The following is a 20313-nucleotide window of genomic DNA, read 5'->3' as shown; positions in this document are numbered from 1 at the left end:
CCATGGCCTCCTCGGCAGACTCCCGCGCACTGGCCACCTGGCTGGCCACGCAGAACGACGCCGTGCTGAGCGCCGTACTCGCCGAACGCGGCGCCTCTCCGAACGCATCGTGGGCGGACTTCTTCGACGCCGCTGAAGCCCTGCAGGATGCCCCTGCGCTCACCCGGGCGCTCGCTTCCCTTCCCCGCCCGCTCGCCGAAGCCCTGGCCGCCGTGGCCGACGGCGGCACCGCGCCCGAACCGGCCCGCAGCGCGCTGACCACCCGAGCGCTGGTCGCCCCTGACGGGTCGGCGTACCCGGCCGTCGCCGCCGCCGTGGCCACGATGGCGCCGGTCGCGCCGGCCGCGCCCGAACCGGCCGCGGGCGCCACCGAGTCGGATGCAGCCGCAGCCGAACGCGCGTTCACCGCCGCGGCGACGCTCGCCGAGATCCTGCAGCTGGCGCTGACCTCGCCGCTGGCGCGCATCGGCTCGGGCGCCCTGGGCGCCAGCGAGCGCCGGCGACTGCTCGAAGCGGGCATCGTGGACGACCCCGCCACCGCCGACGAACTGGTCGCCGTTGCGGCCACCACCGGGCTCGCCGCGCCCACGGGCAAGGAGTGGCTCGTCACCGCCGACGGTCTGCAGTGGCTGCAGGCCGGCTCCGTCGCCCGCTGGGACGAGGTCGCCCGGCGGCTGCGAGACGCTCTGCCTGCAGGTCTGCGCGCAGACGGTGCCGGCTGGATCGCGGTGGGCGACTGGCCGCGGGCATACCCCTTCGATCCGTCGTGGCCCGAGCGCGCCGAGCAGTGGCGCAGCCTGCTGCACCGGTGGGCGATGGTCGGCGCCGACGGGCACAGCGCGCCCTGGGCGGCGGGGCTGGCCGCCGGCGGCGACGCCGACCTCGAGGCCCTCCGCGCCCTGCTGCCGCCGGAGGTGGACAAGGTCTTCCTGCAGAACGACCTCACCGCCATCGCCCCGGGGCCGCTGGCCCCGCACCTGGATCTGCGTCTGCGCACCATGGCGCTGCGGGAGTCCCGCGCCCAGGCGTCGAGCTACCGGTTCACCCCGGAGTCGATCGGCGCCGCCATCACCCTGGGCGAGACGGCCGAGTCGATGCGCGCGTTCCTCACCGAGCTGTCGCTGACCGGCCTGCCTCAGCCGCTGGCCTACGAGATCGAGCGCACCGCAGCGCGGCACGGCCTCGTGAAGGTCGTCGACGACCCCTCCGGCCTCACCCTCGTACGCAGCGAGGACCCGGCCGTGCTCGACACCCTGGCGGTCGACCAGGCGCTGCGCTCCCTCGGGCTCATGCGCCACGCCGAGGGTCTCGCCTCGCGCTCGAACCCCGACGCCGTTTTCTGGATGCTCGCCGACGCGCGCTACCCGGTGAGCATGCACGATGCCTCGGGCACCGCGCGCACCGTGCAGCGGCACCGCCTCGCGCAGCCGGGGGAGCCGGCATCCGACCCCTACGCCCCGTTGCTGGAACGGCTGCGGGCCGCGCACGAGTCCGACTCGGATGCCGCGTGGCTGGGCCGCGAGCTCGAGCACGCCGTGCGCGCGAAGGCGCTCATCACCGTCACGGTGCGCCTGCCGGACGGCAGCACGCGTGCGTTCACCCTCGAGGCCAGCGGCCTGGGCGGGGGACGCCTGCGCGGACGCGACAAGGCGGCCGACGTCGAGCGCACCCTGCCGGTGGCGAGCATCGAGTCGGTGCACCCCGTCTGAGTCGGTCTGAGTCGGCCGCGCTGCTGCTCGCGCCGTGCTCGCGCCACGCTCGCGCCGCGCTCGCGCCGCGCCGTGCGCCGCGGCCGCACGCGAGCGAACCGCGGCCAGGGGGCGCCCGGACGACCTCACCCCGTCCGGTGCGGTCTAGACTTGCACGTTATGGCTGACGGCCCCCTCATCGTGCAGAGCGACCGGACGGTGCTGCTTGAAGTAGCCCATCCGGATGCCGAGACCGCGCGCCACGAGCTCGCGATCTTCGCGGAGCTCGAGCGCGCCCCCGAACACATCCACACCTACCGCATCACCCGGCTGGGACTGTGGAATGCCCGTGCGGCGGGCCACGACGCCGACGACATGCTCGCGACCCTCGACCGCTGGTCGCGGTTCCCGGTGCCGGCATCGGTGTCGATGGACCTGCGCGAGACCGTCAATCGCTACGGCCGCCTGATCATCGAGCGCGCCGACGTCCCCGGCTTCGGCGAGGGCGTGCTGGTGCTGCGCTCCACCGACGGCGCCGTGCTGTCTGAGGTGTCGCGCAACAAGCGCATCAGCCCGCTGCTGATCGGCCACCCGACCCCCGACACCTTCGTCGTCGACGCGTGGGCGCGCGGGCAGATCAAGCAGGAGCTGCTGAAGATCGGCTGGCCCGCCGAGGACCACGCCGGCTACACCCCGGGCACCCCGCACCCGATCGAACTGGCTGAGGACGGCTGGACGCTGCGCCCCTACCAGCGCACCGCCGTGGACGTCTTCCACGAGGGCGGCTCGGGCGTCGTGGTGCTCCCCTGCGGCGCGGGCAAGACCCTGGTCGGCGCCGGCGCGATGGCGCAGACGAAGACCACGACGCTGATCCTCGTGACCAACACCGTCAGCGCCCGGCAGTGGCGCGACGAGCTGCTCAAGCGCACGAGCCTCACGCCCGAGGAGATCGGCGAGTACTCCGGCCAGGTCAAGGAGATCAAGCCGGTCACGATCGCGACCTACCAGATCCTCACCGCCAAGCGCGGCGGCCAGTACGCCCACCTGTCGCTGCTGGACGCCCTCGACTGGGGCCTCATCGTGTACGACGAGGTGCACCTGCTGCCGGCGCCGGTGTTCAAGCTCACCGCCGACCTGCAGGCCCGCCGCCGGCTCGGTCTCACCGCCACGCTCGTGCGCGAGGACGGCCGCGAGGGCGACGTGTTCAGCCTCATCGGCCCCAAGCGCTTCGACGCCCCCTGGAAGGAGATCGAGGCCCAGGGCTTCATCTCCCCCGCCGTCTGCTACGAAGTGCGCGTGGACCTGCCCGTCGACGAGCGACTGGAGTACGCGGCATCCGCCGACGAGGACCGCTACCGTCTCGCCGCCACGGCGCCGGTGAAGATCGAGGTCGTCCGCGACCTGGTGGCCCGCCACGAGGGCGAGCAGATCCTGGTGATCGGCCAGTACCTCGACCAGATCGACGAGCTCGCCGAGGCGCTCGACGCGCCGAAGATCACCGGCGCGGTGCCCGTGGACGAGCGCGAGCAGCTGTACCAGGCGTTCCGGGTCGGCGAGGTGCCGGTGCTGGTGGTGTCGAAGGTCGCGAACTTCTCGATCGACCTGCCCGAGGCATCCGTCGCCATCCAGGTGTCGGGGTCGTTCGGCTCCCGCCAGGAGGAGGCCCAGCGCCTGGGGCGTCTGCTGCGGCCCAAGACCAACGGGCACACGGCGAGCTTCTACACGCTCATCGCCCGCGACACCGTCGACCAGGACTTCGCGCAGAACCGGCAGCGGTTCCTCGCCGAGCAGGGGTACTCGTACACGATCCTCGACGCCGAGCAGGTCGCGGCGGCCTGAGCGCGGGCCGGGCCGCGCGTCCGCGCCGGCGGGTACCGGCGCGCGGCCGCCACGGCCGCGCGCGGCGCCCGGCACCGGCTACCACCGTTGCCGAAACGAGGGAATCCGCCCAGATGCGGACCCCTGAGCCGCAGGCATCCGCATTCCGGCAGATCCCCGCATCCGGGCCCACGCCGATGCCCGCGGCGCCCGGTTCCTCAGCGGCCGGCCGCGGCGCCACCTCCCGGCCCCGCGGTAACGATCCACGCGTACCCATGCGGGCCCAGCCGCAGGCCCTCGTGCCGGATGCCGGTGAGCACGTCCGTCCCCGACAGCGACGGCACCTGCAGGTGGTCGCCGCTGACGTTGATCACGGCAACCAGTTCGTCGCCGGTCCCCGCCGCCCGGCGGATCACCACGACCCGGTCATCGAGTCGCTCCACGACCTGCGATGCGAAGGGGGACAGCCCCGGCAGTCCCCTCCGCGCGGCGAGAAGCTTCCGCAGACCGTCGAGCATGCCCGCGCGGCGCGGGGAGGAGCGCAACTCGTCCCGCAGCAGGTCGGCATCCAGCACCTCCCGATTGATGCGGCGCGCGATGTCGGACTGCGCCATGCCTGCTGCATCCTGGCCCGAGCCGAACAGCGAGTGGTAGTAGATGGCCGGCACTCCCACCAGCGACAGGAGGATGGCGTGCGCCGCCAGGCCGCGTGCGACGGCGTCACCGTCGGGGTCCGCGCTGTCGGGTGCGACCAGCGCGTCGAGGAAGTTGGTGTTCAGCTCATACACGCCGCTGCTGCCGTCGGGGCGCTGCGCCATCGACACCCGCCCGCCGCGGGCCAGAGTGCGCTCCACCAGCAGCTCCCGGTCCTCGTCGCTGAGCAGCCCCTCGGTGGGCCGCAGCCCGATGCCGTCGTGGCTGGCGAGGAAGTTGAACCAGGTCGCGGTCGGGCTGACCGGCTCGATGCCCGCCGCCCACCGAGCCAGCGCCGTCGCCCGCCCCGTGACGAACGCATGCAGCACGAGCGGGGGAAGGGCGAACTGATACACCATGTGCGCCTCGTCCGACCCGTCGCCGAAGTAGCGGATGTTGTCGGAGTGCGGCACGTTCGTCTCGGTGAGCAGCAGGGTGCCCGGCGCCAGGGCATCCACGAGCACCCGCCAGATCCGAATGACGGTGTGTGTCTGGGGAAGGTGGATGCCGGTGGATCCCGATTCCTTCCAGAGGAACCCGATCGCATCCAGCCGCACCGTGGATGCCCCCCGCGCGAGGTACCCGAGCAGCACGTCGGTCAGGTCCAGGAGCACCGCGGGCGTCCGGGGGTCCACGTCGATCTGGTCGGGTCCGAACGTCGTCCAGGCACGCGCCACGGTCCCGTCGGGCCGGTCGTACTCGTGCACCAGCGGCGTCGTCCGCGGACGCACCACGCGGGAGGTGTCGAACTCGGGACCCGGCTCGAGGAAGTACCCCGCGAACCGCGGATCCCGCGCGAGCCAGCCCCGGAACCAGGGGCTCGCGCTGGAGACGTGGTTGGCGACGAAGTCCAGCGCGAGCGCATGGTCGGCCCGCAGGTCCGCGACGTCCTCCCACGACCCCAGGTCAGGGTTCACCTCACGGTGGTCGACGACGCCGAACCCGTCGTCCGACGTCCAGGGATAGATCGGAAGCAGGTGCACATCGGTGATCGCGTCGCCGACCTGCTCACGCAGCACGCCGGCGAGCGTGCGCAGCGGCGGCTCGCCCGACCTGCGGAAGGCGTCCCCGTAGGTGATCAGGTACGCGGTTCCCTCGTCGGGACGAGCGCGCGGCGCCGTAGGCAGCACGGGCGCCCAGCGCTCGGCGAGCGCGAGCAGTCCGGTCAGCACCGCGGATGCCTGTTCGGGGTAGAGCCGCGTCACCAGTGGTGTGAGCTTCGCCCGCAGAGCGTCCTCGTCGATCACTCCGGTGCCCCCTGCAGCAGCTGCCGCACGAGTCGGATGCCACGCTCGTCGAGCTCGTCGATGCGATCGGAGAACCCGCGCACGCCGGGGGCGGCGAACACCTCTCGAGCCCATTCCTCCCTGAGGGCGAACTGCGGGCGCGCCACCAGGCAGTCGGGGTCGGTCGTCCACAGCCGCCCGTGCTGCCACGCTCTCGCCCGCAGCGACGTGCGTCCGCGAAGCCCCTGGGACCCGTCCTCACCGCCCTCGTGGAAGGTGTCGGGCGAGATGCGCATCGCGTCGACGAGCCCCACGCTCGGCAGCAGCGGCGCGCCGCAGCCGAGCAGGTACGCCCCTTCCCCCATCACCTCGCGGATGAGCTGCAGGCCGCGGCGGTAGGCCGAGATCGCGGAGGCGTCGCGGTCGCGCCTGACCCCCGGCACCGCGCCGCCGTAGAGGAAATCGAGCTTGAGGTAGTCGACCCCCGTGTCCCGCACGCAGGTGAACACCTCGGTGAGGTATTCGCTGACCCCCGGGTGGGTCAGGTCGAGCCCGACGAGGTCGTCACCCCAGTTGCGACCGGCGGGGCCGGTGAGCCAATCCGGATGCCGGCGGGCGAGACCCGACGAAGCGCCCACCGTGAACGGCGCCAGCCACAGACCCGCACGTCGGCCGCTGTGACGGATCGCGTCGACGGTGGCGCCGAGCGAACCGAACGCCGGCTTGGGTGCCGTCCACTCCCCCGTGCCCAGACTCCAGCCGTCATCGATCTGGATGACGTCGACCGGCAGCCGCAGCGCGTCGATCGCCCGGAGGTTCTCTCGGACGTCGGCGGCGGTCACCGCTTCGAAGTACCGGTACCAGGTGCACCAGACCCGAGGCACCACCGCGGTCGTCCGCGCGCCCGCTGCCGCCCCGATTCGCGCACCCACGGCCGCCAGCGCCGCCGCGCCGGCGTTCGTGCCGGCTCCGGCTCCGGCCCCGGCCCCGTCCCCCGGACCGGGTCCGGCGTCGCCCCCCACCTCCCAGCACCGCACCGCCCCCGTCGCGTCGACGACGACGTGCTCGTCGCGCCACGTCGCGCGGATCGACGGCACCGCCACGGTGGCATCCACCGCGCAGTACACGCGTGCGGCGGAACCGTCCCCTGGATCGACCAGCAACAGCCCCTCACCCTGCGCGCCGTGCGCGGCGACGGAAGCACCGGGGCGGAAACGCATGAGGTGCTCCCACGTCTGCGCGGGCCGCGGCGCGACGTCGTCCCGCCGATACCAACCGGTGGGACTCCAGCTCTGCCAGCCCTCCGCGTACACCTGCGCCCGCGACGACACCGGAACCTCGTCGATGACGGTCATCTCCGTCCCGCCTGCCCGAACCGCAGCACCGCCTGCAGCATGCCCCGGTCTCCGCTGTCCAGTCGCCGGAACGTCGCCGCGACGTCCTCGGCATCCACGACATCGGTCACGAGCACACCGGCGTCGATGGTCCCCGCGCAGATCAGCCGCATGACCGTCTGCACGAGGCGCGCCGGACTCCAGCGTCCGACCAGGCCCGCGGGCACGCCGGAGATCTGGCTTGCGACGATGCGCACGCGGTTGTGGTGGAACTCCTCCCCGAGACGCAGCTCCGGCGCACCGCCCTGGTAGAACCCGGCAGCCGCCACGAGGCCGTCGGGCACGACCGACCGAACCGCCTCATGCAGCGCCCGATCCGACCCCGACAGCTCGATCGCACTGTCGACGCCCCCATCGGATGCCACTCTGACAGCTGCTCCCGCACCGCCTCGCCCCGTCGCATCGACGGTCACGTCGGCACCGAAATCCCTGGCGACCGCCAGCCGCTCCGGCAGCGTGTCCACGGCCAGCACGCGCGCGCCCGACAGCACCGCCAGGCGCGTCGCCAGCAAGCCGATCACACCCTGTCCGAAGATCGCGACCTGCTCCCCGAGGCGCACGTCGGCGGCGAGCACCGCGTTCAGCGCGATGGCCGCGACCCGCGCGAACGTGCCGAGGATCGGATCGGCATCCGTCGGCATCACCCGCCCGTCGAGGACGGATGCCGGCAGCACCGCGTCGCTGCGGTGTCCCCAGATGCCGTGGACGACATCGCCCTCGCGCAGCGACGTCACATCCGGCGCGACCTCACAGACCCGGCCCACCTCGGAGTATCCCCAGCCCTGCACCGGATATCTGAAGCTCGGTTCGCCGGGGACGAACAGCCGCCGCCGCGCATCCCACGTCGACGTGAGATACGGGTTCGTCCCGCGATACGCGGTGAGCTCGGTCCCGGCCGAGATGCCGGAGTACAGCGTCTGCACCCGCACGTCGCCGGGCCCGAGAGGCATGGCATCCGTTTCGACGAGCTCCACCAAGCCCGGGGCGGTGAACTGCACGATCTGGGGCACAGCCGCATCCGCGCCGAAGCGCTACCCCTTCTCCGCGCCGGCGGTGAGACCACCGACGAGCAGCCGCTCCGAGGCGAAGAACAGCACGATGATGGGCAGCGTCAGAATCACCGACCCCGCCATCAGCACGGTCGTGGGTACCTCGATGCTGCCCGACAACTGCGAGAGCCCGAGCGACACCGTCCAGGAGTCACGCCGTTCGACGAGGAACAGCAGCGCGAAGAGGAACTCGTTCCAGGCGATCATGAAGATGAACAGCCCGTTCGAGACGATCGCCGGCATGGCGAGGGGCAGGCTGACGCGGCGCATGATCTGCAGCCGGCTGCAGCCGTCGATCGCCGCGGCCTCTTCCAGTGAGACCGGGATCGTGGAGAAGTAATTGCGCAGGGTGTAGATCGACACGGCGACCACCTGGGACACATACACGATGAGCAGCCCCACCAGCGAGCCGCGCAGACCGATCTGCGTGAAGAACACGAACAGCGGGACGGCGAGCAGGATGCTGGGGAAGAAGTACACCGCGAGGAACAATGCCGACACCTGCCGGCGCCCGAAGAACTCCAGGCGGCTGATGGCATAGGCCCCCGGGATGGCCACCAGCAGTGTCAGGGCCACCGTCCCGAGCGCCACGAGGAGCGAGTTGCGCATGAAGACGACGAACCCCTGTCCGCCGTCAGAGACAGGGGCGAGCACCTCCAAGTAGGTGCCGAGGTCGAACTCCTCGATCGAGATCCATAGAGCACCAGGGCTCTGAAGCAGCGAATCCAGCGACCGGAAGCTCAGCAGCACCATGTAGTAGAACGGCACCACGGCAGCGAGCAGGAGCGCCACGATGACGATCGGGCGCAGGATGCCGAACAGCGCGATCTCGAAGCTGTCGCGGTTGAACCCGCTCGATGTGCGGTGTTTGCCGACCGCCGTGGTCATGCTTGCTCCTCCTGCCGGCCGAAGAGCTTCAGGTACAGCCCCACCAGCACCGCGAGGATGGCCGCGAGAAGCAGCGCCTGTGCGGCGGCGGCGCCGATGTCACCTCGCGCCGTCAGGTAGTCGAAGACACGCACCGACACCACTTCGGTGCCGGCACCGCCACCGGTGAGCAGGTAGATGTCATCGAAGTTGTTGAAGGTCCAGATGAACCGCAGCACGCACAAGACGGCGATCGTCGGCAGCAGCTGCGGCAGCAGGATGTGGCGGAAGCGCTGCGTGGGGGTGGCGCCGTCGATGCGGGCGGCCTCGTCGAGGACGTCGGGAACGGCTTGAAGCCTGGCGGTGAGGAAGAGGAAGGCGAAGGGGAACGACCGCCATGCCTCGAAGCAGATCACGGTGATCAGCGCGACGGGCAGGTCCACCTGCCAGCCGAAGATCGACACCGGGAGGGCGCGGTCGGAGAGGAACGCGACCGGTTCACTCCAGCCGAGCACGGTCGTTCCGAACCAGTTGACGATGCCGTACTGCGGATTCAGCGCGGTCGACCACACGAAGGTGGCCGCAACGACCGGCGCGACATAGGGCAGCAGCAGCGAAGCTCGGATCAGTCCGCGCCCCCGGAACGGCGAGCGCAGCGCGAGCGCCGCGACGAGCCCGATGCCGACCGCCAGGGCCGTGCCGCACACCGAATACACCAGGGTCGTCCACAACGCGCCGAGGAATCCTGGCGACGTCAGGACGTTCGCGAAGTTCTCCAGGGTGTATTCGCCGAAGAACCCCGTGCCACGGATGTTGATCAGTCGCACGTTCTGGAAGGCCAGGGCGACGGCCCACAGGATGGGCAGCACCACCGCGACGGTCACGATGATGAGCGTCGGCGACATCAGCAGCAGACCGGCGCGGTTCTCCTCCGCGCTCCGCCGCGACCGACGTCCCCGCCGCGTGCGGGAGGCTCCACCCGGCGTCGTCGGCGCCGGTGGGCGGGGGGCCGCGCCGGTGAGCCCCGGCCCCCCGGCCACCTGCGTCATCGGATCGACTCCGCGACGGCGCGCACCGCCTCTGCGGCGTTCGCTGCGACTGCGGCGGGGTCGTCGCCCTGCGCTACCTGGCTGACAGCCTCGGCGACGGGCAGTTCGCCCTGCAGGGCGCCCAACAGCGTGCCCTGACCTTGAGTGATGCCCCAGCGCGCGAGGTCCTCCGGACCGGCGGCCACGGCTTCGAGCACCTCCGGCGCGTAGAAATCAGACAGCGGCGCCTTCGTGTCGACCCCCGCCGGCAGCGTGCCCCAGAGCTCTGCGTACAGCATCGTCTCGTCGGACGTCCCGGTGCGCACCGGCACCTTTCCCTCCGGCGCGATCGCGATCCACGGTTCGTAGCCGTCGCTCATCATGTACTCGATGAACGCCTGCGCCCCTTCGGTGTCCGCACCCTCGGTGACGGTCCACGACGTGATCTCTCCGAACTGCGCGGGGGAATCGGCATCGGGGCCGGTGATCGCCGTGACGACGCCGGTGTTGGCGGCGAGGAACGACGGATCGTCGACGCACTCCGGGCACGACGGCTTGGCATCCTCACGCAGCCCGGCGAGTTCGTCCAGCACGAAGCTCGACCAGATGAACATGGCGGCATCTCCGGCGAAGTAGGTCGCGCGAGTGGTGTCGACGTCCTGCGCACCCGGCACCGAGTAGTTCGTGACCAGATCGCCGTAGAAGTCCAACGCCGCCACGCAGGCATCCGAGTCGAGCCGGGTCTCGCCCTCGTCATCGACGAGCTCGCATCCGTTGCCGAGTGCGATGTGCTCGAACGTCTGTTCTGTGAACGCGTCGCCGGGGGCCGTCGCGCCGACGAAGCCCGCCATCTCGTCGCTGTCCAGAGCCGCCGCCGCCTCCAGGATCGCGTCGTAGGAATCGGGCGCGTCGAGTCCCGCCGCATCGAAGAGGTCGGTGCGGTAGTAGAGCATCTGCGTCCAGGACTCGCTCGGCACGGCGAGCGCCGTGTCGCCGTCGGACGTCAACTCGAGGGCCTTCTCGGAGAAGGTCGACGGGTCGAGGGCGTCGATGACGGCCGCGACGGCGTCGGTGTCGATCAGCTCGTTGGCCGAGAGCGTCCGCACCTGCGGCAGCGAGATGCCGCCGATGACATCGGGCAGGTCGCCCGCCGCCGCCGCAGAGGTGATGAGCTGGCTGAACTGGTCTTCGCCGACCGACACCACTTCCACCTCGGTGCCGCTGTCCGCCGTGAACGCGTCGACGATCTCCTGGGTGGCGGCGACCCGGTCGGGCAGATCCTCCTGCACCCAGAACGTCAGCGTGCCGTCGTCACCCCCGCCGCCGTCATCACCGCCCGTGGTGCACCCACTGAGGATGAGCACGGCGCAGGCCGCCGAAATCGTGACTGCTGTGGCACGATTCTTCATCGCGCGCCTCCTTGCGCTCAATGCTGCCGGTGGCGCCAGGGCGCCGTAATGCCTAGAAGCTAGGGGTGTAATGTCTAGCTGTCAAGCATAAGTAGGAGGCGCGATGCCGGGACCCGGTGACATCCTCGAGTTGGTGCGCAGCGGCCGCGCCGTCACCCGCGGTGAGATCCTCGACGTGACAGGGCTGTCGCGGATGACGGTGTCGGCGCGCATCGACGCTCTGCGGGACGCCGACCTCGTCATCGAGAACGGCACCGACCGCGTCACCGGCGGCCGCCCCTCGCGACGACTGGAGTTCAACACGTCGCGCGCGTCGCTCATGATCGCGACGGTCGACACGACCCACACCACCGTCGCCCTCACCGATCTCGCCGGTCGCGTGGCCGCCGAGGAACGCGTGGAGGTCGCCGTCGTCGACGGCCCCGATCGCACACTCAACGCCATCGTCGACAGCGCCCGACGCAGCCTCGCCGCGAACCCGGCCGCACCGCCCCTCGGTGGTGTGGGCATCTGCATCCCGGGACCGGTCGATCCCGACAGCGGACGACCCAGCCAACCCCCCATCATGCCGGGATGGGATGCCTACCCGGTCAGCGAGCACCTGAGTGACGCACTGGGCGCGCCGGTGCTCGTCGCGAACGACGCGGATGCCGCGGGCCTCGGCGAGCAGCGCAGCGCTCACCCCGATTCCCGCTCGCTGTGCTTCATCAAGGTCTCGTCCGGTATCGGCACCGGCATCATCCTCGACGGCCGGGTGTATCGCGGCGCCGACGGCGGGGCGGGCGACATCGGGCATGTGAAGCTTGCCGGCCACGACGATGACGTGTGCCAGTGCGGATCGCACGGCTGCCTCGCAGCCGTGGCATCCGGTCGCGCCGTCGCCCGCAAGCTCAGCGCACTCGGTAAGTCGGCGACCTCGGGCTCGGATGTCGGCGCGTACCTCGCCGCCGGCGATCCCGACGCCGCGCGACTCACCCAGGCTGCCGGCCGGGTGATCGGCGAGGTGGTCGCGACGGTGGTCACCCTGCTGAACCCGGCCGAGGTCGTGCTGGGCGGGATGCTCGCGTCGGCGCCGCTGCTGGCCGGCGTGCGGGAGACCCTCTACCCTCGGTCGCTCCCCCGTGCGACCCGGCACCTGGCCATCAGCCAATCCACCCTCGGCGAGCGCGCGGCGATGGTGGGACTCGCGACCCTCGTGGTCGAGAGGGAGTACTCCGCCAGCGCCGTGAACGCCGCGCTGGGGGCGTAGGCCGCCCGGCCGTCCGGCCGTCCGGCCGCGAGATACCTCTCGGAATTCGGCCTCAGCACGGGTACCGGCCGGCGTGGCCGGTTCCGCCCCTCAGCCGGAATTCCGACACCCCGCGCTGGGTGCGAACCCGCCGACGGCGTCGCGCGGCCTCCAGTCACCGACCACCACCGTCGCCGAAACGAGGGGATCCGCCCGGATGCGGACCCCTGAGCCGCAGGCATCCGCATTCCGGCAGATCTCCGCATCTCGGTCGACGGTCTGCGGCCCGGCATCCGGCAGGCGTGCGACGACGCCCCCCGCGCGGCCCCCGCGCGGCGCCCGCGCGGCTCCGGGCCGGCGCGATGACGGCATCCGCTTGCTCCGGACGCGCCCGGCCCCTATACCGCATGACAGCCGCTCCGACCGATGTCCAGACAGCGCATGGGTTCCGTGGCCATAATGGGGCCATGACCGCGCCTCGCATCCTTGTCGTCGACGATGAGCCGAACATCCGCGACCTGCTCATCACGAGCCTGCGCTTCGCAGGTTTCCAGGTGCGTGCCGTGTCCAACGGCGCGCAGACGATCTCCGCCGTCCTCGAGGAGGAGCCCGACCTGATCGTCCTCGACGTGATGCTGCCGGACATGAACGGCTTCAGCGTCACCAAGCGCCTCCGCGGCGCGGGCTACACCGCCCCGATCCTCTTCCTCACCGCCAAGGACGAGACCGAGGACAAGATCACGGGCCTCAACGCCGGCGGCGACGACTACGTCACCAAGCCCTTCAGCCTCGACGAGATCGTCGCGCGCATCCAGGCGATCCTGCGCCGCACGATGCAGGCCGACGAAGACTCGATCATCCGCGCGGGAGAGCTGACGATGGACCAGGACACCCACGACGTGCTCGTCGGCGACGTGTCGATCGATCTCTCCCCCACCGAGTTCAAGCTGCTGCGCTACCTCATGCTCAACCCGAACCGGGTGCTCAGCAAGGCGCAGATCCTCGATCACGTGTGGGAGTACGACTTCAACGGGGATGCCGGCATCGTCGAGAGCTACATCTCGTATCTGCGGCGCAAGATCGACCCGCACTCCTCCGAGCCCCTCATCCAGACCAAGCGCGGTTTCGGCTACATGCTGAAGGCCGGCAAGTCCGCGTGAACCGGTGGCTCTAGCCGCCCACGCGGGCAAGAACGACGCGCTGACCTCGTGGTGGCGCGGCGTCAGCCTGCGCGCCAAGGTCACCGGCGTCACCGTCGCCGTGCTCGCGATCGGTCTCGTCTCCGCGGGCGTCGGCACCCTCGCCTTCCTGCGCAACACCTTGGCCATGAACCTCGACGCCCAGGTGCAGCAGTTGGCCGAGACGGATGCCGTCAGCAGCGTCTTCACCGGCTGGGTCACCGAGTCCGGTGACGACTTCGAGGTGCGATCGGATGCCACGGCGTACTTCGTGGCCGTGTACGGGCCCGACGGGCGCTTCCTCACCAGCGGCGGCGGCAACTCCGCTCCCGAGCCGGAGTTCCCCCAGACGTTCACCCTCGCCCAGGCGACGATCTTCGGCACGTCCACCGTCTTCGACCTCAATGCCCGCGACGGCGGGGCCGGCTACCGGGCGGCGGTCGGAGTCGAGGACACCCCGTCGGGCGTCTTCTACACGCAGCTGGTGGCCCTCCCCACGGCGCCGAACGAACGGTTCCTCGCCGCGTTCCTCGGCATCTACAGCTTCCTGGCCATCATCACCGTCATCGCGAGCGCGTTCCTGGTGCGCTGGATCGTCACCCTCACCTTCCGCAGCCTCGGGCAGGTGGAGGCGACCGCCGATGCCATCGCCGCGGGCGACTTCAGCCTGCGCATGACCGACATCGAGCCGGCGACCACCGAGGTCGGCAGGCTCAAGGCGGCGATCAACGCGATGCTCGGCCGCATCGACGCGGCGCTGTCCGAGCGGGATGCCACGGTGCGGCAGATGCGCCGCTTCATCGGAGATGCCAGCCATGAGCTGCGCACCCCTCTGGTGACCGTGCGCGGGTACGCCGAGCTGTACCGCATGGGCGCCATCTCCGGCGAGGAGCAGATCGACCAGTCGATGGAGCGCATCGAGAAGGAGGCGATCCGCATGGGCGTGCTGGTGGAGGATCTGCTCGCCCTGGCGCGCCTCGACGAGCGCCGCGGGATCACCCTCGCCCCGGTGGATCTGCGCCCGATCGCCCGTGATGCCGCGCTCGACGCCCGCGCGGCCGCGCCGCTGCGCACCGTCATCGTGCGAGACACCACCACCATCAGCGCACCCGTGCCGCTCCCGCAGCCCGCACCCGCGCCCGAGGCCGACGCCCCAGAGCACCCGCCGAGCGAACCCGCCCGCAAGCGCCCCAGCCCCACGACGGCGATCGGCCTGGCCGGCGCGACGCTGTCGCGGTTTCGACGCCGCCCGAAGCAGCAGCCGCCGGCCGAACCGGCGCGGCCGCGCCCGACTCCGCCCCCGGCGGCGCAGCCGCCCGCCCGCCCGCCCGCGGCCCCGATCGTGACCGGCGATGAGGACCGCATCCGCCAGGTGGTGACGAACCTGCTGGGCAACGCGCGCCGGTACAGCCCCGAGGACTCCCCCATCGAGATCAGCGTGGGTGTGGACGCCGCCGCCGGCACAGGCTGGATCGCCGTCAGCGACCACGGCGAGGGCGTTCCGCCGCAGATCCGCGACAAGATCTTCCAGCGGTTCTGGCGCGCAGACACCTCGCGCACCCGCGAGACCGGCGGCTCCGGCCTGGGGCTGTCGATCGTGGCGGCGATCGTGGAGACCCTGCACGGGTCGATCAAGGTCACCGACACCCCCGGCGGCGGAGCGACCTTCACCGTCGCCTTCCCCCTCGTCGGCACCGGCGGCCCCTCAGACACGGCTCCGTCCGAGGCGACGTCACCGGCCCTGAGCACGTCCGACGGCTGACCCCCGGGTCGCTGCGACTTCTCCCCAGGCACGAAGAGGGCCGATCCCTCCCCGATCGGGCTGATGCGGCATCCACGGCCCTGCCGCCGCGCCCTACCGTGGCGGAAACGCTCGAAGGGAGCACACCATGGCCGTCTTCTCCGTCGACAGCGACGCCGTCCTGTCCGCCACCGCCGCCGTCCGCGGCACCGCCGACCGCTTGGCCGGCGAGACCTCCGCCATGCTCGCGCAGCTCACCGCGCTGCAGTCCTCGTGGACCGGCACCGCGGCGCTCGGCTTCCAGTCGGTCATCGACCGGTGGCGGGCGACACAGCGGGAGGTGGAGGCCTCGCTCGCCGACATCAGCGCGGCACTCGGCACCGCCGGGCAGCAGTACGCGCAGACCGAGGCGACGACGGCCGGACTGTTCCGGTGACCCCCGCCGGAACGGCGAAGGGCCCCTCCGTGGGGAGGGGCCCTTCGTTCATCGGGTTCTGATCAGATCAGAAGTCCATGCCACCCGTCGGGTCGCCGGCCGGAGCCGCGGCCTTCTCGGGCTTGTCGGCGACGACGGCCTCGGTCGTGAGGAACAGACCGGCGATGGATGCCGCGTTCTGCAGAGCCGAGCGCGTCACCTTGGCCGGGTCGATGATGCCCTGTGCGAACAGGTCACCGTACTCGCCGGTCGCGGCGTTGAGGCCGTGGCCGAGCGGCAGCTCGGCGACCTTGTTGGCGACGACGCCGGGCTCCATGCCCGCGTTGAGGGCGATCTGCTTCAGCGGCGCCTGGATCGCGACGCGAACGATGTTCGCACCGGTCGCCTCGTCACCGGTCAGCTCGAGGGCGTCGAGCGCCTTCTTGCCGGCCTGGATGAGCGCGACGCCGCCACCGGCGACGACACCCTCTTCGACGGCGGCCTTCGCGTTGCGAACGGCGTCCTCGATGCGGTGCTTGCGCTCCTTCAGCTCGACCTCGGTGGCCGCACCCGCCTTGATGACGGCCACGCCGCCGGCGAGCTTGGCGAGACGCTCCTGGAGCTTCTCGCGGTCGTAGTCGCTGTCGGTGTTCTCGATCTCGCGGCGGATCTGGGTCACGCGACCCTCGATCTGAGCCGAGTCGCCCGCACCTTCGACGATGGTCGTCTCGTCCTTGGTGATGATGACCTTGCGCGCGCGGCCGAGCAGGTCGACCGTGGCGTTCTCGAGCTTGAGGCCGACCTCTTCGGTGATGACCTGGCCGCCGGTGAGGATCGCGATGTCCTGCAGCTGCGCCTTGCGACGGTCGCCGAAGCCGGGGGCCTTGACGGCGACCGACTTGAAGATGCCGCGGATCTTGTTGAGCACCAGCGTCGCGAGAGCCTCGCCCTCGACGTCCTCGGCGATGATGAGGAGCTCCTTGCCCTCCTGGATCACCTTGTCGACGATGGGCAGAAGGTCCTTGATGTTCGAGATCTTCTGGTTCGCGATGAGGATGTACGGGTCCTCGAAGACAGCCTCCTGGCGCTCCGGGTCCGTGACGAAGTAGGGGTTGATGTAGCCCTTGTCGAAGCGCATGCCCTCGGTGAGCTCGAGCTCGGTGCCGAAGGTGTTGGACTCCTCGACGGTGACCACACCCTCCTTGCCGACCTTGTCGATCGCCTCGGCGATGAGCTCGCCGATGGAGGCGTCAGCGGCCGAGATCGACGCGGTGGCAGCGATCTGCTCCTTCGACTCGACCTCCTTGGCCGACGACAGCAGCTCGGCGGTGATGGCCTCGACGGCCTTCTCGATGCCGCGCTTGAGCGAGATCGGGTCGGCGCCGGCTGCGACGTTGCGCAGGCCCTCGCGGACGAGCGCCTGGGCGAGGACAGTGGCGGTGGTGGTGCCGTCACCGGCGACGTCGTCGGTCTTCTTGGCGACCTCCTTCACCAGCTCCGCACCGATCTTCTCGAACGGGTCGTCGAGCTCGATCTCCTTGGCGATCGAGACGCCGTCGTTCGTGATCGTGGGGGCGCCCCACTTCTTTTCGAGCACGACGTTGCGACCGCGCGGGCCGAGCGTCACCTTGACGGCGTCGGCGAGGATGTTCAGGCCGCGCTCGAGACCACGACGGGCCTCTTCGTCGAAAGCGATGATCTTTGCCATGTGTGTGTTCGTCCCTCCCGGACGTCGGAATGTCTTTAGCACTCAACAGGAGTGAGTGCTAAGCCATTCTGGCACTCGCCCCTGGGGAGTGCAAGCCACGCCGGGCGCGTCGGGACACACGTCGACACACGTCGAGAGGGTCGGATGCCGCGGCCACGCGAGGCGCCGGCATCCGCGGACGCCTCAGAGCGGCCGAACAGCCTCCGCCTGCGGGCCCTTCGCGCCGGTGCCGAGGGTGAACTCGACCTGCTGGCCCTCTTCGAGCACGCGGAAGCCGCTCATCTCGATGCTCGAGTAGTGAACGAAGACGTCCTGGCCGTCGGCGACGGTGATGAACCCGAAGCCCTTCTCAGCGTTGAACCATTTGACGGTGCCCTGGGCCATGTGAATCTCCTGTTGCTGGATGTGACGACGCCAGCGTAGCCAGCGGCCGCCTCGCGTCACGGCCGCAGCGGGCACTGTTGACGCGGGCGCCCCGAAGTCTTCACATCGGCGAAACACAGCACGCCGGAGGTGGCGCTCGGTGCGGCTCAGGGAGCAGGCGTGTCCATGCCGGACCCGATGCGGTCCACGCCGAGCACGACCGCCAGCTGCCGCGATTCAGGGTCGTCGACCGGCTGATACACGTCGCTCTGCACGACCTCGGCGCCGCCGATGACCTCGGCGAGGGCGAGGGCCGCGGCCTCATCGGTGGCGAAGGGGTAGTACACCGTGGTGGTGGCGAAGTCCCGCGACCCGGCATCGCCGGCCAGCACGAGATCCGGCGACCAGCCGGCAGCGACGATCTGGTCGCGGGCGCGCGTGGCCAGTCCGGCTTCGGGCGTGGCGTTGAGCACGAGCACGTTGTACTCGGTGTCGAGCTCCGGGGTCACCACGGGCGCCGGGACGGCCGTCGGCGCGACCTCGGGATCGAGGCTCACGCGGCCCGTGAGCACCAGCGTGCCGAAGATGCCGACGGCGACCAGCACGACTGTTGCGACGGCGGCCCACAGCAGCACGACCCAGCCTCGCATGCGCGGATTCTCCGCGCGGTGCGCGCCCACACGACCGCTGCCAGGGGGCAGCTGATCGAAGCGATCCTTCGGGTAGGTCGTTCTCGGCACTGTGAAATGCTACCTGGCCACGCGCGGGCTCATCGCGACGCGGGCTCGGCGGGCCTGCTCCCGCGCGTCCCGGATGCGCCGCAGCCGCGACACCATCATCGGGTCGTACTCCAGCGCTTCGGGGGTGTCGATCAGCCGGCCCAGCAGCTGGTAGTACCGCGCCGGCGACAATCCCAGGTGGGCGTGGATCGCCTCTTCCTTGCGCGGACCGTGACGCGACCAGCCCGATTCGAAGTCGAGGATCGCGCGATCGCGGGGGGTCAGCGGCACCCTTCCACGCTAACGCGGCCGGGCGGCATCCTCTGCGCGCCACTCCACGTACGAGCCGAGCGGATCGACGGCGGCGAGCACCTCGCCGTCGAGGGCGAGGGCGAAGCCGCCTGGCCAGGTCTGCGGGTCGACCGGCTGCGTCCACCCGTCGTGCAGGGTCGGGGCGTCGAGGGTGATCCAGCGGCCGGCGGCACGCGCGGCGTCGATCATCGCCCGCCGCCCGGCCCACGGCACGAAGGCGAGCACGCCGGGCGTGGTGACGACGAGCGTGGCATCCGCCGGCGCCTGCCGCGCCACCTCGGCGATGAGCGCGGCCCCGTCGCCGGCGACGAGCAGGGGCGGGTCGGATGCCGCGATGCGCAGGGCCTGGCGCACGCGCTCGGCCCGCCCGGTCTCCCCCGGCCACACCAGACCGGTGAGCCACGCCTCGGTGTCGGGCAGGGCGGGGTCCAGTGGCGCGAGGTCGATACCCGCCCGCCACACCACCTCGGGCAGACGCAGCGGCGGCACGGCCTCGCCCCGCAGGTCGCTCTCGAGGGTGACCGCAGACGGACCGTCGGGCGGATCGAGCGCGATGACCTCGCCGTCGGGGCGGCGGTACCGGTACGAGTAGCGGTCGGGGTAGAGGCACAGTCCGGCGCTGGCGCCGACCTCGAGCAGCGCGATCGGGCCGGGCACGAGCGCGAGGGCCGGCAGAAGCGCCGCACAGCGCAGCGGCTCATTGGTCTGCACGCTGCGCCGACCGCATTCGGTCACGACGGCATCGGCGTGCTGGGCCAGCCACGACGCCCACGAGGGGTAATCGGTCTCGGGCGCGCCGAGCAGCCGGGTGACGGCGAAGACGAGGGGCGGCTGGCGCCGCTCGGGAGGGATGCGCGCGAGCAGCTGCTGCACGGATCCGTCCGTGGCCACGCCCTGCGCCCAGGCGCGGTAGAGCTCGGAGCGGCCGGGCGCCTCGTCGCGGGCGAAGCGGGCGTAGCGTTCGCGCACCGCTCCGGCGGCATCCTCGGGAATCGTCACCCTCTCATTGTGCGCAGACGGAACACGCTGCCCTGCCGTCGGGTTGAATGGAGTGACGAAGGAGAGACATGACTTACGCGGTGAACAAGAGCGAAGACGAGTGGCGCCAGGAGCTGGGAGCCGAGCAGTACGCGGTGCTGCGCCAGGCGGCCACCGAGCGCCCGTGGACCGGCGAACTGCTGGATGAGAGCCGGGCCGGCCTGTACGCGTGTGCCGCGTGCGGCGCGGAGCTGTTCCAGAGCGGGACCAAGTTCGACTCGCACTGCGGGTGGCCGAGCTTCTACGAGTCGGTGCGCCCCGAAGCGGTGCAGCTGATCGACGACACCAGCCACGGCATGGTGCGCACCGAGGTGCGCTGCGCGAACTGCGGCTCGCACCTGGGGCACGTGTTCCCCGACGGATTCGGCACGCCCACCGGCGACCGCTACTGCATGAACTCCGTCGCCCTGCAGTTCACGCCGGAACAGCCCGAGTGAGC

18 protein-coding genes are annotated in these 20313 nt (G+C 71.1%); 7 read left to right on the top strand and 11 right to left on the bottom strand.

The window, feature by feature from the left end:
• Nucleotides 1-2: 2 nt before the first annotated feature.
• Both QNO26_RS04605 and QNO26_RS04600 read left to right on the top strand, forming a co-directional pair.
• Nucleotides 3-1709 (top strand): helicase-associated domain-containing protein, encoded by a 1707-nt coding sequence (locus QNO26_RS04605; protein ID WP_257525757.1) that lies wholly within the window; start codon nt 3-5, stop codon nt 1707-1709.
• A gap of 159 nt (nt 1710-1868) precedes the next feature.
• A complete protein-coding gene (locus tag QNO26_RS04600; protein ID WP_257525758.1) occupies nt 1869-3527 on the top strand; it encodes a DNA repair helicase XPB in 1659 nt (552 codons plus the stop codon).
• A 197-nt stretch (nt 3528-3724) separates the two neighbouring features.
• Here the strand turns inward: QNO26_RS04600 and QNO26_RS04595 are convergent, their stop codons facing one another.
• From QNO26_RS04595 to QNO26_RS04570, 6 genes are all read right to left on the bottom strand, one after another.
• On the bottom strand, nt 3725-5446 hold the full coding sequence (locus tag QNO26_RS04595; RefSeq protein ID WP_257525759.1) for an alpha-amylase family glycosyl hydrolase: 1722 nt from the start codon (nt 5444-5446) through the stop codon (nt 3725-3727).
• Nucleotides 5443-6780: a glycoside hydrolase family 36 protein gene (locus QNO26_RS04590; protein ID WP_257525760.1), complete on the bottom strand. Its 1338-nt coding sequence runs from the start codon at nt 6778-6780 to the stop codon at nt 5443-5445. Before QNO26_RS04590 ends, QNO26_RS04595 begins: the two co-directional genes overlap by 4 nt.
• Nucleotides 6777-7829 (bottom strand): zinc-dependent alcohol dehydrogenase, encoded by a 1053-nt coding sequence (locus QNO26_RS04585; protein WP_257525761.1) that lies wholly within the window; start codon nt 7827-7829, stop codon nt 6777-6779. Before QNO26_RS04585 ends, QNO26_RS04590 begins: the two co-directional genes overlap by 4 nt.
• Before the next feature lie 21 nt (nt 7830-7850).
• Nucleotides 7851-8756: a carbohydrate ABC transporter permease gene (locus tag QNO26_RS04580; RefSeq protein ID WP_257525762.1), complete on the bottom strand. Its 906-nt coding sequence runs from the start codon at nt 8754-8756 to the stop codon at nt 7851-7853.
• On the bottom strand, nt 8753-9640 hold the full coding sequence (locus QNO26_RS04575; protein ID WP_257525763.1) for a carbohydrate ABC transporter permease: 888 nt from the start codon (nt 9638-9640) through the stop codon (nt 8753-8755). Before QNO26_RS04575 ends, QNO26_RS04580 begins: the two co-directional genes overlap by 4 nt.
• A gap of 140 nt (nt 9641-9780) precedes the next feature.
• Nucleotides 9781-11172, bottom strand: coding sequence for an ABC transporter substrate-binding protein (locus tag QNO26_RS04570; RefSeq protein ID WP_257525764.1), 1392 nt, complete (start codon nt 11170-11172; stop codon nt 9781-9783).
• Between the two features lie 103 nt (nt 11173-11275).
• On the opposite strand from QNO26_RS04570, the gene QNO26_RS04565 reads away from it, so the two are divergent.
• The 4 genes from QNO26_RS04565 (at nt 11276) to QNO26_RS04550 (ending at nt 15755) form a co-directional block, all read left to right on the top strand.
• Complete coding sequence (locus QNO26_RS04565; RefSeq protein ID WP_257525765.1) at nt 11276-12421, top strand: ROK family transcriptional regulator; 1146 nt, start codon at nt 11276-11278, stop codon at nt 12419-12421.
• A 446-nt stretch (nt 12422-12867) separates the two neighbouring features.
• Entirely contained in the window at nt 12868-13560 is a 693-nt protein-coding gene (locus tag QNO26_RS04560; protein ID WP_257525766.1) for a response regulator transcription factor, read from the top strand.
• 4 nt (nt 13561-13564) lie between these two features.
• Nucleotides 13565-15340, top strand: a complete 1776-nt coding sequence (locus QNO26_RS04555) for a sensor histidine kinase (RefSeq protein ID WP_257525767.1) — start codon at nt 13565-13567, stop codon at nt 15338-15340.
• 127 nt (nt 15341-15467) lie between these two features.
• Nucleotides 15468-15755 (top strand): WXG100 family type VII secretion target, encoded by a 288-nt coding sequence (locus QNO26_RS04550; RefSeq protein WP_257525768.1) that lies wholly within the window; start codon nt 15468-15470, stop codon nt 15753-15755.
• Nucleotides 15756-15822: 67 nt separating this feature from the next.
• Here the strand turns inward: QNO26_RS04550 and groL are convergent, their stop codons facing one another.
• The 5 genes from groL to QNO26_RS04525 form a co-directional block, all read right to left on the bottom strand.
• Nucleotides 15823-17442, bottom strand: coding sequence for a chaperonin GroEL (gene groL / locus QNO26_RS04545; protein WP_257525769.1), 1620 nt, complete (start codon nt 17440-17442; stop codon nt 15823-15825).
• A 183-nt stretch (nt 17443-17625) separates the two neighbouring features.
• Nucleotides 17626-17826: a cold-shock protein gene (locus QNO26_RS04540; RefSeq protein WP_257525770.1), complete on the bottom strand. Its 201-nt coding sequence runs from the start codon at nt 17824-17826 to the stop codon at nt 17626-17628.
• 146 nt (nt 17827-17972) lie between these two features.
• On the bottom strand, nt 17973-18545 hold the full coding sequence (locus QNO26_RS04535) for a LytR C-terminal domain-containing protein (RefSeq protein WP_257525771.1): 573 nt from the start codon (nt 18543-18545) through the stop codon (nt 17973-17975).
• 9 nt (nt 18546-18554) lie between these two features.
• A complete protein-coding gene (locus QNO26_RS04530) occupies nt 18555-18815 on the bottom strand; it encodes a DUF3263 domain-containing protein (protein ID WP_257525772.1) in 261 nt (86 codons plus the stop codon).
• 9 nt (nt 18816-18824) lie between these two features.
• On the bottom strand, nt 18825-19835 hold the full coding sequence (locus QNO26_RS04525; RefSeq protein WP_257525773.1) for a DUF2332 domain-containing protein: 1011 nt from the start codon (nt 19833-19835) through the stop codon (nt 18825-18827).
• 68 nt (nt 19836-19903) lie between these two features.
• Here QNO26_RS04525 and msrB point away from each other — a divergent pair, with 68 nt between their 5' ends.
• Complete coding sequence (gene msrB, locus QNO26_RS04520; protein WP_257525774.1) at nt 19904-20311, top strand: peptide-methionine (R)-S-oxide reductase MsrB; 408 nt, start codon at nt 19904-19906, stop codon at nt 20309-20311.
• Nucleotides 20312-20313: the final 2 nt, after the last annotated feature.

Source organism: Microbacterium sp. zg-Y1090 (assembly GCF_030246945.1).
In the GTDB taxonomy this organism is placed as follows: Bacteria; Actinomycetota; Actinomycetes; order Actinomycetales; family Microbacteriaceae; genus Microbacterium; species Microbacterium wangruii.
This window is presented reverse-complemented; position numbering and strand designations above follow the sequence as displayed.

Bases quoted from the DNA above. Each gene is read 5' to 3' on its own strand.
- QNO26_RS04605 (WP_257525757.1), top strand. From the start codon at position 3: ATGGCCTCCTCGGCAGACTCCCGCGCACTGGCCACCTGGCTGGCCACG.
- QNO26_RS04600 (WP_257525758.1), top strand. From the start codon at position 1,869: ATGGCTGACGGCCCCCTCATCGTGCAGAGCGACCGGACGGTGCTGCTT.
- QNO26_RS04590 (WP_257525760.1), bottom strand. From the start codon at position 6,780: ATGACCGTCATCGACGAGGTTCCGGTGTCGTCGCGGGCGCAGGTGTAC.
- QNO26_RS04580 (WP_257525762.1), bottom strand. From the start codon at position 8,756: ATGACCACGGCGGTCGGCAAACACCGCACATCGAGCGGGTTCAACCGC.
- QNO26_RS04575 (WP_257525763.1), bottom strand. From the start codon at position 9,640: ATGTCGCCGACGCTCATCATCGTGACCGTCGCGGTGGTGCTGCCCATC.
- QNO26_RS04570 (WP_257525764.1), bottom strand. From the start codon at position 11,172: ATGAAGAATCGTGCCACAGCAGTCACGATTTCGGCGGCCTGCGCCGTG.
- QNO26_RS04565 (WP_257525765.1), top strand. From the start codon at position 11,276: ATGCCGGGACCCGGTGACATCCTCGAGTTGGTGCGCAGCGGCCGCGCC.
- QNO26_RS04560 (WP_257525766.1), top strand. From the start codon at position 12,868: ATGACCGCGCCTCGCATCCTTGTCGTCGACGATGAGCCGAACATCCGC.
- QNO26_RS04550 (WP_257525768.1), top strand. From the start codon at position 15,468: ATGGCCGTCTTCTCCGTCGACAGCGACGCCGTCCTGTCCGCCACCGCC.
- groL (WP_257525769.1), bottom strand. From the start codon at position 17,442: ATGGCAAAGATCATCGCTTTCGACGAAGAGGCCCGTCGTGGTCTCGAG.
- QNO26_RS04540 (WP_257525770.1), bottom strand. From the start codon at position 17,826: ATGGCCCAGGGCACCGTCAAATGGTTCAACGCTGAGAAGGGCTTCGGG.
- msrB (WP_257525774.1), top strand. From the start codon at position 19,904: ATGACTTACGCGGTGAACAAGAGCGAAGACGAGTGGCGCCAGGAGCTG.